Genomic DNA, 11424 nt, shown 5'->3' on the forward strand with positions numbered 1-11424 from the left:
GTGAACAGGCCTGGTGTCGATTAGCGTGGCCGCCGGTCCGGGTGTCTAATTTCTGTTCGCGGGCCACTGCAAAAGCAGTGTGTTCCATGTGAGAAATCGAGAGGAAGAAATTCCGTGTCGAAGATTAGCTTTGCAGAGCTGGACGCCCTGGCCGGCGAGATGCTTCCGGAGCGCGCGGTCCTGTCCACCGTCGTTCCGTTCCACGGCGGCGGCAACGACGGTGCCATCGCGAACAACGTGTGCGTCTCGCAGTCGACGCCCGGCAACCCCGGTGGCCTGCTCAACCTGGGCATCGGCGGTCACCCGGCGACCTCCAGCGTGACCTGCTCGCACGGTTCGACCGTCGCGTTCTGATCGGCAACGGCCCGGGGGCCTCTGGCCCCCGGCCGTTGACTTTGCACTGAATCTAGTGCAAAGGTCCGCTTCCGGGGCATGATGCGGTGCCCGGTGCCGACACCAACGGCGCCGTGGCACCGCTTCTCGGCGTGGTCCTTTGATCCTGCCGCCGCCCCTCCACAAGCTGTACATCCCTGCAGCCCGCCGCGTTCACCGTGACGGAAGTACCGGTGCTCTTGCCTTCTTGCGGTACCGGGACTCCGTTCGTCGGCGGCGCGAGAATGCCCGTCGCGGGCAGTGCGGGACGCACACCGGCCTCCGCGAAACCCCCGACGGGAAAGTGTCCCCTTGGGAGATCGCCATCAGTACGCAAGCACCCACACCGGTCGAGAAAGAGCCGCCTGCCCCAGCCGGGGCAGTGCCCATGCTCACCGAGGGAACGGAACTGGTGGGCGAGTTCGCCGGTTCCGGATACCGTCACCCTCCGCACCTGGTGCACCGCTTCGACGGGCAGGTCATCAATCTGCCCGCCCTGCTCTACGAGACCGCCAAGAGTGTGGAGCGGCACCAGGACAGCGCGGCGGAATCCGGGTCCACCGCACACCTCCTCGCCTGTGTGGCGCAGGAACTCACCCGGACCACAGGCCGTGAGTTCACCGCAGAACACGTGGCCTACGTGCTCGACAACAAGCTGGCGCCGCTGGGGATCACCACACGAAGCGACGGAACCGTGGCCGACTTCGCCAAGGCGGCACACCCGTTCCTCGGTCTCCGCTACCGCGCCGCAGTGGTCTCCGAAGGCGCCACGTGGGTCATCGCGGGAATGTTCGCCTGGCTGTTCCAGCCCTTCCTCGTACTCATGGCCGTCTCGACGTTTCTGGCCATGGAGATCTGGCTGTTCTCCACCGCGAACACGGGCCTCGCCATGACCCGGGTCATGGCCGACCCCGGCGGCATTCTCGCCATGCTGGGACTGACACTCGCCTCTGCCGCATTCCACGAGGTCGGACATGCCGCGGCCTGCCGTTACGGCAAGGTGCGCCCAGGGGCCATGGGGTGCGGCGTGTATCTGGTGTGGCCGGCCTTCTACACCGACGTCACCAGCTCCTATCGACTTGACCGCGTCGGACGACTACGCACCGACCTGGGCGGCGTGTACTTCAACAGCCTGTTCGTGCTGGGCATGATCACGCTGTATCTGTACCGTCCGTCCCCGGTACTGCTCGCGGCGATCCTGCTGGTCAACCTGGAAATGTTCCAGCAGTTGCTGCCGACCCTCCGTTTCGACGGCTACTACATCGTCTCCGACCTGGTCGGTATCCCGGACCTGTTCAAGTACATCGGGCCCATCCTGCGGCGTACCGTCCTGCGGCGTCCGCCGGAAGAGCGGCTCGCGGCCCTCAAGCGGTGGCCTCAGGTCGTCGTCACCGTCTGGGTGCTGGTCGTCCTGCCCGTCCTCGCCCTGCAACTCGGCGTCATCCTGTTCCATCTGCCCCAGATGGCGACCACGGCATGGACCACCGCCACCACGCTCGTCACCAACGCAGGCGAGGGCGACGCACCCGTGCTGGGTACCGTGGCCGCCTACGTGCAGATCCTCTTCCTGCTGCTGCCGCTGCTCGGCATCCTGCTCATCCTGTGGCAACTGGGCAGTCTGGTCGTCCGAACGCTACGCAAGCGCTACGGCAGGAACGCGAACCGGCCGCAGGACCGCCGACACCGCTGGCACGGCACGCTCTCCCTGCTGCTCTGGGGACTCATCGCCACCGCCGTGCTCGCCGCGGCCTACCTGCTGTGGAACCTGGCGCGCCCCACGACGGGACTGTCGACGGACCGGTGGATCGGCTCCGGGCGCGTCGAGCGGTCCTCGGGCCCCACCACCGCCGGCCACGGCCACGCCTTCCTGCGGAACCCCGGCAGTGCGACGGCCGACACCGACACCGACGGCGACACCGACAGCGCACCCGAACGAGTTCTGCTCACTGACTGAGCCACTCGCCCGGGACGCTGCTCCGTCCCTGACGGACACCCACCGCTGAACCCCGCGCGTGATACGAGCGGGGTTCAGCGCCGAGTGGAGTCCGAGGAGCGATCGTCGTCGCGATGCGATGAACGGGAATGAGGTACGAACGACTAATGGGTCGGTTGGGGGTATCCCGCGTCGAGAGCGACGGAAACCGGGCCGGACCTCGTTGTCCGGTACGGACATCGGGCTTTCGAACCCGACCGCCGACCCTTGGAAGGGACCGCGCCGAGATGAAGTCGCACCCCGGAGGAACCCTTACCGCCGTTGTCGCCTTCGATGGGTTCGGGAAGGCCCGGGGACCGGCTCCCCGAGCCTTCCGCGCAATCCTGGCCGGTGCGGGACGGGGCCCGGGCGACGGTCGCGGCGTCGGTCGTACGGGTACGGCTGAGCCCCCGGCGGTCGGACACCACCGGGGGCTCAGCCGTTGGCCGTTGCGGCTCTGACGTGTCAGTGGCCGTGGCCGTAGCTCTTCTTCTTGCCCTTGCCGTCGTCCTTCTTCTCGTCCTTCTTGTCGTGCTTCTTGTCGTGGTCTTCGTTGATGCAGGTGTTACCGAAGGCGGGGTTCAGCAGGCCGACGATGTTCACGGTGTTGCCGCAGAGGTTGATCGGCACGTGAATGGGCACCTGGACGACATTGCCCGACAGGACGCCGGGCGAGCCGATGGCCGCACCGCGGGCGTCCGCGTCGGCCGAGGCCAGCCCGGCCCCGCTGAGGACCAGGACGGAAGTACCCAGAGCGACGGTGGTCACCTTCACCATGCGAGACATCACGTTCTCCCTTTGAATCGATGAGGCCCAGCCACCCGAACGCGACCGGACGTTTCCTCAACGCGGTTACGGACGTTGGGTCACGGCGTTCATCCTGGAATCACCCGCTTTGCACGCGGATTCCGCTGCGCGGCTGTCCTACGCATGGAGGGGCCGACGCCCGCGGTGAAATCGGGTGCGCCTCCAGGACCACGGTGGCTAGCCTTCCGCGCATGACTACCGACCCGTTGATCCGCCTGTTCACCGACGAGGGCAGGGCCCGTGCGTTCGCCGCCGTGGTTCTCGGCGCGGACACCCCTGCCAAGGTCGGCGAGGCGGCGGGGCTGGCCCCGAAGGACACCGCTGCGGCGCTGCGGCGGCTCCAGGCCTCGGGTGTGATCTCGGAGGGTTCCACCGGGCTGAGCGTCGCCTACGGGGCGTTCAGGGAGCGCGCGAGGGAGGAGCGGTTCGTCGCGCGGGGCGGGGACGGCGCGCCGGACACCCGTTCCGGTGACGACCGCACCGAGTCCGTACTGCGGACCTTCCTGCGTGACGGGCGTCTGGTGCGCCTGCCCGCCCAATGGCAGCGCAAGCTCGTCGTGATCCGGCACATCGCGGAGCGCACCTTCGAGCCGGGCGTCGAGTACCCGGAGCGCGAGGTCAACGAGAAGCTGCGCGCCTGGTGCGAGGACGCGCCGGTGGACCATGTGACGCTGAGGCGGTACCTGGTGGATCTGGGCCACCTTCGGAGAGTTCGGGTACTACTGGGTGCCCGAGAGCGCGAACGCGGCGTAGCGCGCGGTCGGTACGCCGTGGTGGGCACCGGTTCCCGGCCGCCCGGTGCCGGGACCTTCGACAGCCCTCGACCCACCGCTCCCGGTCGTCAACCCAGCAGTCGTACGGGGGAACCCGCCAGGTACGCCCGGATGTCCTCGACCGCCTGGCCGTAGTAGGTCGCGTAGTTGTCGCGGGAGACATAGCCGAGGTGCGGTGTGGCGAGGAGGCGGGGGGCCGTGCGCATCGGGTGGTCGGCGGGGAGCGGCTCGATGTCGAAGACGTCGACGCCTGCTCCGGCGATACGGCCCTCGTGCAGGGCGGCGAGCAGTGCGTCCTGGTCGACGAGGGCGGCGCGGGACGTGTTGATCAGGTAGGCGGTCGGCTTGAGCAGGGCGAGTTCGGGGGCGCCCAGCAGGCCCCGGGTGCGGTCGCTCAGGGCGAGGTGGACGGAGACGAAGTCGCTGTCCGAGAGCAACTCCTCCTTGGACGCGGACAGTTCCACGCCCACCTCGTCCGCGCGCTCCTTGGTGAGGTTCTGACTCCAGGCCGTCACCCGCATGTCGAAGGCGAGGCCGATCCGGGCCACCCGGCTGCCGATCTTGCCGAGGCCGAGCAGGCCGAGCCGGGCGCCGTGCAGATCGACGCCGACGGTGCTCTGCCAAGGGCCGCCCGAGCGCAGGGAGTTGTACTCGGTGACCAGGCCGCGGGCGAGGCCCAGCAGCAGTGCCCAGGTCAGCTCGACGGGCGGGGTGGAGGAGCTGGACGTACCGCAGACGGTCACGCCGTGCGCCTCGGCGGCCGTGTAGTCGATGACCGAGTTGCGCATGCCGGAGGCGATCAGCAGCTTCAGCCGGGGGAGGCGGGCGAGGAGCGAGGCGGGGAAGGGGACGCGTTCGCGCAGGGTGACGACGATGTCGAAGTCGGCCAGGGCCTTGGCGAGTGAGTCCTCGTCGGCGAAGTGCTCCGCGAAGCTGACGACGTCGACGTCCTCGGCGACGGGGGACCAGTCGGCGATCTCGGTCGCGACGGTCTGGAAGTCGTCGAGCACGGCGCAGCGGAGTCGCGGTCGCATGTCGGGTGCCTCCGGGAGATCGATTGCCTGACCCGCCCCGACTCTACCGAGCGTCGATCTCCGCGATCAGGGCCTGGATCCGCCGCACGCGCCGGTGGCCGTGGCCGTACACATCGAGTCAGTTCAGCTGCGCATGGCGAGGGAGCTCTTGGAGGAAGCGCGTCAGGTTCCCGATGGCACGCCCATGAACATGCACAAGCTGAGCCTCCTCGCGGGCTATGACCGGCCTGTACGCACAGCGCTGATCGATCCTGACAATCGGACACGGTTCACCCTGCTCTTCCTCACCCGCGCGACAACAGGGGCTGTCGCACTCGGGACAGGGCGGAGCATCGTCGGGCAAGGGAGATCTGTTCCGGGCGCCCCTGGACGGCTTGTGCCTGGACCGGCGCGATCGTCAGCCCGAGGCCCGGGCCCCGTCGGTGAGACCGGTGACCGCCCGTGCCGGTGGGCGTTGCCGGATCCGCCTGTTCCGCGCCCGCGTTCGGCCTCGACACCTCCAACAGCTATTCGACCAGCCTGCGCACCCCCCCGGACCGTGTCCCGCATCAGATCGGCCCCCCTTGTTCTCGAGTCTCGCGGCCTGAGCGGTGCACGGCTGAGCGGCTGCCCTGTCCACCGAGTCCTCGTGCGGTCACCGCCCCGGTGACCTGTACGACGGCTGTGACGTGTCTCACCGGAACCCGCCCGCACCGTACGTCAGCTCAAGACGTGACCACAGATATGCGAACCCGGGTGCGAAACGGAGATCCGGACGCCTTCGCGGAACTCTTCGACGCGTGCGCCCGCGCGGTGTACAACCACGCCTTCCGGCTGACCGCCGACTGGTCGCTGGCCGAGGACGTGATGTCGACGACCTTCATGGAGGCGTGGCGGCGCCGGGCGTCGGTCGAGGCCGAAGGCGGCTCGCTGCGGCCGTGGCTGCTGGGCATCGCCACCAACGTCGCCCGCTCCCACCACCGCAGCAACCGCCGCTACCGCAACGCGGCGAGCGCCGCGGCCGCCGCGCACGCCGCCGAGGAACGGGTCGAGGACCACGCCGAGGAGACCGCCGGACGCCTGGACGACCGTCGCCGTATCAACGCCACGCTCGCCGCCCTCAGCCTGCTCAAGCGCCCCGAGCGTGAGGTCCTGACGCTGTGCCTGTGGGAGGGGCTGGAGTACGCCGAGGCGGCCCGCGCCCTGGGTATCCCGGTCGGCACCGTCCGCTCCCGCCTCTCCCGCGCCCGCGCCAAGCTGCGCAAGCTCGCCGACGCGCAACTGCTCGGAGAAAAAAGGGAACCCACCCGCACGAACCGGCAGATAACAGGTGATCGCGGATACGCGGTCCGGTCCGCACAGGAAGGAAACCGATGAACGCCAGCCCCTCCCACCGGCCCCACCCGGCCGAGTGGACGGAGACGCAGAGTCTGCTGCCCTCCGCCGAGCGGGATCTGCCGGCGGGCCGCCACCAGTTCCACAAGGAGCAGATGATGGCCCGGATCCACGAAGACCTCCGCACCCCCTCCCGTACGTCCGCCACCTCTCCGGTCGCGCCCGTGCAGCGCTCCAACCCGTTCCTGCGCCGTACGATCCTCCTGCCCGCCGCGGCCTTCGCCCTGGCCGGCGCGGTCGCGGGCGGCCTCGCTCTCACCGGCGGCGGGGCCGGTGGCCACGGCGGCACGACCGCCCTGGCCACCGGCCCCGCCCTGACCACCAGGATTGGCGTCGCCGACGCCAAGGGCGCCCCCCAGCTCCTCGAACGCATCTCCCTGGCCGCCGCCGACACCTCCGAGCCCACCCCGCGCAAGGGCCAGTACATCTACATCGCCTCGAAGGTGGCCGACACCTACATCGCGGTCGACGGCGACAACAAGAGCGAGGCGGTCAGCACCGAGCTGCACTCCCGCCAGGTCTGGAAATCCCTCGACGGCAGGGACGGCTGGCTGATCGAGGCCGGTGAGACCAGCGACAAGGGCATCACCCTGCAGAGCGACACCCCGGACAGCGCTGCCTACAACGCCCTGGCCGAGCTGCCGACCGACCCCGACACGCTGCTCCAGCAGATCTACCGCGAGTCGGACGCCGTCCGGGACCCCGAAGTCCCCCGCGACCAGGCGGCCTTCGTCGCGATCGGCGATCTGCTGTTCGAGAGCTACCCGCCCGCCGAGGTCGGCGCCGCCCTCTACAAGGCCGCGGCCAAGATCCCCGGCGTCGTCGCGGTGAATGACGCGGTCGACGCCGCGGGCAGGCACGGGATCGCGATCGCGCGGGAGAACCCCGTAGATGGCGAGCGCACCGAGTGGATCTTCGACAAGAAGACGCTGCGGTTCCTCGGCGAGCGCGTCGTGGTGGTCAAGGCCACGGCTGACAGTCCCCTCAAGGTCGGTACCGTCGCGCACACCAGCGCGATCACCGAGCGCGCGGTCGTCGACGCGGCCAAGCAGGTCCCCGGGCAGGTGAGCTGAATGCGCGACAGAACCACAAGCGCCTCGCTGGCCGCCTTGCTGGTGGCGGGGCTGATGACGGGCGTCTCGGTGGCGGCCACGGGCTCCGGCCTCGGCGTACGGGCGGAGGACACCGTCACGGTCGCGGCGCCCGGCGGCTCCGCCCTCGGCGCGCGGACCGCCGGCTCCGCCTCCGCGGCCGGCCGGTACGTCACCCTCCTCACCGGCGACCGGGTCCGGCTGGACGCCCGGGGCCGGGTGACGGGCGTACGGCGGGCACCGGGCCGTGAGCACGTCCCGGTGTCCGTGCGCGGCGTCGGGGGCGATCAGTACGTCGTTCCCGCCGATGCCGCCGCCCTGATCGGCCAAGGCGTCCTGGACATGAGGCTGTTCGATGTCAGTGGCCTGATACGCGCCGGCTACGACGACACCCGGCGCGGCACGCTCCCGCTGATCGTGTCGTACGAGGGCAAGTCCGCCCAGCGCAGGAGTACGCAGAAGTCGCTGGTCGCGGACGCGGACGCCACCGTGCGCCGGGAGCTGCCCAGCGTGGCGGGCGCCGCGATCACCGTGCCCAAGGCCGGGGCCGACGACATGTGGCAGGCCCTCACCGCCGGGAAGGGAGTGGCGCGGGTCTGGCTGGACGGCCGGTTCAAGGCGCCGGCGGACGAAGACGGCGCGAAGGCCGGGGAGGCGGGCGGCGGCGTCGCGCAGATCGGCGCCCCGGCCGCCTGGGCGGCCGGATACGACGGCAAGGGCGTCAAGATCGCCGTCCTGGACACCGGCGTCGACACCACACACCCTGACCTCGCCTCGGCGGTGCAGGTCTCGAAGAACTTCACCGCCACCGGCAGCACCGACGACATGGCCGGCCACGGCACCCATGTGGCCGCGACGCTGGCGGGCTCGGGCGCACGGTCCGACGGCCGGTACAAGGGCGTCGCGCCCGGTGCCGGGATCCTCAACGCCAAGGTGCTGGACGACAGCGGCGAGGGCAGCGACTCCAGCGTCATCGCCGGCCTGGAGTGGGCCGCCGGGCAGGGCGCCAAGGTGGCCAACCTCAGCCTGGGCCAGGTCGACACCCCGGGGGAGGACCCGGTCGAGGCGGCGGTGAACGCCCTCTCGAAGAGCACCGGCATGCTCACCGTCGCCGCGGCCGGCAACGAGGGCCCCGACGCGGGAACCGTCGACTCCCCGGGGGCCGCGGAGTCGGCGCTCACCGTGGGCGCCGTCGACGGCGAGGACCGGCTCGCCGACTTCTCCAGCACCGGCCCGACCGCCGACAGCACGCTGAAACCGGACCTCACGGCTCCCGGCGTCGACATCGTCTCGGCGAAGGCGGCGCACGGCTACCTGGGCGACCCGGCGGCCGACGGCTATGTCTCCATGTCCGGTACGTCGATGGCGACGCCGCATGCCGCGGGGGCGGCCGCGATCCTCGCCCAGCGGCACCCCGACTGGACCGGCGCACGGATCAAGCAGGCGCTCACCGCGTCCACCACCCCGACCACCGGCGCGACCGGCTACCAGCAGGGGACGGGTCGGCTCGATGTGTCCCGGGCACTGGAGGGGACGGTGGCGAGCGAACAGACCTCCGTGTCCTTCGGCAAGCAGCTGTGGCCCCACACCGACGACCGGCCGGTCACCCGGCACATCACCTACCGCAACGACGGCGACCACCCCGTCACCCTCGACCTGACGGCCACCGCGACCGGCCCCGGAGGCAGCACGGCCCCCGAAGGCATGTTCACGCTGAGCACCACACGGCTCACCGTCCCGGCGGGCGGCACCGCCGGCGTCGACCTCACCGCGGACACCCGCGTCGAGGCGGCGGACGGCGCCTACTCGGGCACGCTGGTCGCCACCGCGCGCAACGGCGCCGAACCCGCTGCCGTACGGACCGCCTTCGGCGTCGTACGCGAGGCCGAGTCGTACGACCTCACCCTGAAGTTCCTCGACCGCGGCGGCCGGCCCGTGAGCGCTCCGCTGACCGAGATCCTCGGGTACTCGGGCACGTACTGGACCACGAACCTCAAGGACTCCGAGCAGACCTCCAAGGGCGTGTACCGGGTGCGGGTCCCGCGCGGCGACTACGTCGTGGACACCGTGATGGACGACCCCGGGGGCACCTCCGCGCTGGTCCGGCCGCGGCTCTCGCTGACCGGGGACACCACGGTCGTCTTCGACGCGCGCAAGGCGAAGCCGGTCGGGATCACCGCGCCGCAGGGCGCGAAGATGTCCGACGGCCAGCTCAACCTCGCCGTGGGCACCGGGGACACCGTGGGCACCGTGGGCACCGTGGGCACCGGAAGCGAACCGCACAACAGCACCCTGTTCTGGGGAACGTTCAAGAACCTGCGCACCGCGACCCTGGGTCCGACCGCCCCGGCCGGGAGGCTCAGCACGCAGCTCGGCGGCCTGTGGCAGAAGGGCAGCACCACCTACCACCTGCTCCACAACCTGCCCGACCGCTTCCCCACCGGCTACCGGCACACCACGCGCATGAACGAACTGGCCCTGCTGAAGCGCAACTTCGGCTCGTCCGTCGCCCACCGCAAGGGCATCGTCAACGTCCTGTGGAGCAGCCCCACCCTGTCGCTGGGCACGGTGAGCGACCCCTTCCCGCTGCCGACGACCGCGAAGATCTACGTCACCACGCCCAAGGGCTTCAAGTGGACGGCCAACCTGGGCCAGCGAAACGCCTCCGGGGACGACGACGTCTTCTACGGCACGGAGAGCGCGAGGTCGTACCACGCGGGCCGGACCTACGCGGCGACGTACAACGTCGGCGTCTTCAGCCCGATCACCGGCGGCCCGTACGGCGCGCGGCGCGACGGCGACACCCTCGACCTGTGCGTCCCCGACCTCGCCGACGGGAGCGGACACCCCGCCTCCTCCACAGCGAAACGCCACACCACGGTGACCGCGGACGGCAACACCCTGCTCGACAACGACGGCGACCTCTGCCAGACCGTGGAGAAGCTCCCGTCCGTCCCGGCCCGCTACACGATCCGAACGAACCTGACCCGCCCGCCAGGCGTGGCCACGACCACGAGCCGCCTGGCAGCGGCCTGGACCTTCACGTCCAGCCCGTCCGACTCCGGCTCCCTGCCCCTCTCCACGGTCCGCTTCCACCCGAAACTGACCCCGACCGGTACGGCCCTCGCAGGCCGCCGCACCACGATCCCCCTCTCCCTCCAGGGCCCGGCGGCCACTGACCTGAAATCCCTGACGGTGAAGGTCTCCTACGACGCCGGCAAGACCTGGTCCCCCGCCCCGGTGACCACCACCCACGGCAAGAGGACCCTCACCCTGACCCACCCGGAAGACGCCCGCTCGGTCTCCCTCACATCCACCCTGACCGACACCACCGGCAACACCTACGCGGTGACGATCCTGGAGGCATACCTCCTGACCTGACATGGTCCAGACACTCCTCGACGCGGTCACGCATCATCCGGAGCACATCGCCTGTGCCCGTGCTGCCGGCCACCCACGCCCGGTGCGTCGACGGGCAGCTGCCTGACCTGAAACGGCGGCTCGAAGCCGCTGGAGACCTGCCGGAACCTGTCGAAGATCAGTGCGCTGATTCACACGGCACCCGCCGGAAACCGTCCTGAGCGGCGCCGAGAACTTCGACACGTATTCGACACGGCGACCCGCGGAATCCCGTTGACAGCCGTACGGCCCCGGAATCCCACCCTCGGCCACGGAGGGGGCTCCGGGGCTTTCCGTCGGGTCTCGGTATGGCGTCTGACCAGCAAAAAAGCCCTCCCGGAGGAGGGCGGGGTGTGGGCGCCCCCGGCAGGACTCGAACCTGCGGCCAAGCGCTTAGAAGGCGCCTGCTCTATCCACTGAGCTACGGGGGCCGGGTGTGGTGGCCTCTGTCGTGGTGCCCGGGTGTGGGCTGATCCGTGACGTTGCCGGGGACAAGGATAGAGCTCCCGGGTCCTTGTCCCTGTTGCTTCGCCTCCGTGGCTCAATGTGGAGGTTCGGTGAAGCGGTCCTGATAATCGCAGGCAGGTACGAATCGTGCACCT

Annotated in this window: 8 protein-coding genes and 1 tRNA gene; 6 read left to right on the top strand and 3 right to left on the bottom strand. The window is 70.2% G+C overall.

What is annotated here, in order from left to right; genetic code table 11:
• Nucleotides 1-114: 114 nt before the first annotated feature.
• Together SMA5143A_RS18265 and SMA5143A_RS18270 are read left to right on the top strand one after the other, a co-directional pair.
• On the top strand, nucleotides 115-354 hold the full coding sequence (locus tag SMA5143A_RS18265) for a hypothetical protein (protein WP_107463980.1): 240 nt from the start codon (nucleotides 115-117) through the stop codon (nucleotides 352-354).
• 406 nt (nucleotides 355-760) lie between these two features.
• Nucleotides 761-2326 (top strand): hypothetical protein, encoded by a 1566-nt coding sequence (locus tag SMA5143A_RS18270; protein ID WP_107463981.1) that lies wholly within the window; start codon nucleotides 761-763, stop codon nucleotides 2324-2326.
• A gap of 483 nt (nucleotides 2327-2809) precedes the next feature.
• Here SMA5143A_RS18270 and SMA5143A_RS18275 read toward each other — a convergent pair whose 3' ends face one another.
• Complete coding sequence (locus SMA5143A_RS18275; protein ID WP_107463982.1) at nucleotides 2810-3130, bottom strand: chaplin; 321 nt, start codon at nucleotides 3128-3130, stop codon at nucleotides 2810-2812.
• A 212-nt stretch (nucleotides 3131-3342) separates the two neighbouring features.
• Here SMA5143A_RS18275 and SMA5143A_RS18280 point away from each other — a divergent pair, with 212 nt between their 5' ends.
• The gene (locus SMA5143A_RS18280; RefSeq protein ID WP_107463983.1) at nucleotides 3343-4059 is read left to right on the top strand and encodes a DUF2087 domain-containing protein; all 717 of its coding nucleotides are present in this window, start codon (nucleotides 3343-3345) and stop codon (nucleotides 4057-4059) included.
• On the opposite strand, the gene SMA5143A_RS18285 is transcribed toward SMA5143A_RS18280, so the two are convergent.
• Nucleotides 3993-4958 carry a D-2-hydroxyacid dehydrogenase family protein gene (locus SMA5143A_RS18285; protein ID WP_107463984.1) on the bottom strand — a complete coding sequence of 322 codons (966 nt, stop codon included), beginning with the start codon at nucleotides 4956-4958 and terminating at the stop codon, nucleotides 3993-3995. The genes SMA5143A_RS18280 and SMA5143A_RS18285 overlap by 67 nt on opposite strands.
• A 711-nt stretch (nucleotides 4959-5669) precedes the next feature.
• Between SMA5143A_RS18285 and SMA5143A_RS18295 the strand changes: the two genes are divergently transcribed.
• From SMA5143A_RS18295 to SMA5143A_RS18305, 3 genes are read left to right on the top strand one after another with little or no spacing between them, the layout of a single operon-like run.
• On the top strand, nucleotides 5670-6314 hold the full coding sequence (locus SMA5143A_RS18295) for an RNA polymerase sigma factor (protein ID WP_037702641.1): 645 nt from the start codon (nucleotides 5670-5672) through the stop codon (nucleotides 6312-6314).
• Nucleotides 6311-7405 (top strand): CU044_5270 family protein, encoded by a 1095-nt coding sequence (locus SMA5143A_RS18300; RefSeq protein WP_107463986.1) that lies wholly within the window; start codon nucleotides 6311-6313, stop codon nucleotides 7403-7405. The genes SMA5143A_RS18295 and SMA5143A_RS18300 overlap by 4 nt, the downstream gene beginning before the upstream one ends.
• Entirely contained in the window at nucleotides 7406-10804 is a 3399-nt protein-coding gene (locus SMA5143A_RS18305; protein WP_107463987.1) for a S8 family peptidase, read from the top strand. It begins immediately after the preceding gene.
• Between the two features lie 376 nt (nucleotides 10805-11180).
• Here the strand turns inward: SMA5143A_RS18305 and SMA5143A_RS18315 are convergent.
• Nucleotides 11181-11253 (bottom strand) — tRNA-Arg (locus SMA5143A_RS18315).
• Between the last annotated feature and the right edge of the window lie 171 nt (nucleotides 11254-11424).

Source organism: Streptomyces sp. MA5143a (assembly GCF_900290235.1).
Classification (GTDB): Bacteria; Actinomycetota; Actinomycetes; order Streptomycetales; family Streptomycetaceae; genus Streptomyces.

What these genes read in the sequence shown, in the direction of transcription:
- SMA5143A_RS18270 (WP_107463981.1), top strand. Translation starts at nt 761, where the DNA reads ATGCTCACCGAGGGAACGGAACTGGTGGGCGAGTTCGCCGGTTCCGGA.
- SMA5143A_RS18275 (WP_107463982.1), bottom strand. Translation starts at nt 3,130, where the DNA reads ATGTCTCGCATGGTGAAGGTGACCACCGTCGCTCTGGGTACTTCCGTC.
- SMA5143A_RS18280 (WP_107463983.1), top strand. Translation starts at nt 3,343, where the DNA reads ATGACTACCGACCCGTTGATCCGCCTGTTCACCGACGAGGGCAGGGCC.
- SMA5143A_RS18285 (WP_107463984.1), bottom strand. Translation starts at nt 4,958, where the DNA reads ATGCGACCGCGACTCCGCTGCGCCGTGCTCGACGACTTCCAGACCGTC.
- SMA5143A_RS18300 (WP_107463986.1), top strand. Translation starts at nt 6,311, where the DNA reads ATGAACGCCAGCCCCTCCCACCGGCCCCACCCGGCCGAGTGGACGGAG.
- SMA5143A_RS18305 (WP_107463987.1), top strand. Translation starts at nt 7,406, where the DNA reads ATGCGCGACAGAACCACAAGCGCCTCGCTGGCCGCCTTGCTGGTGGCG.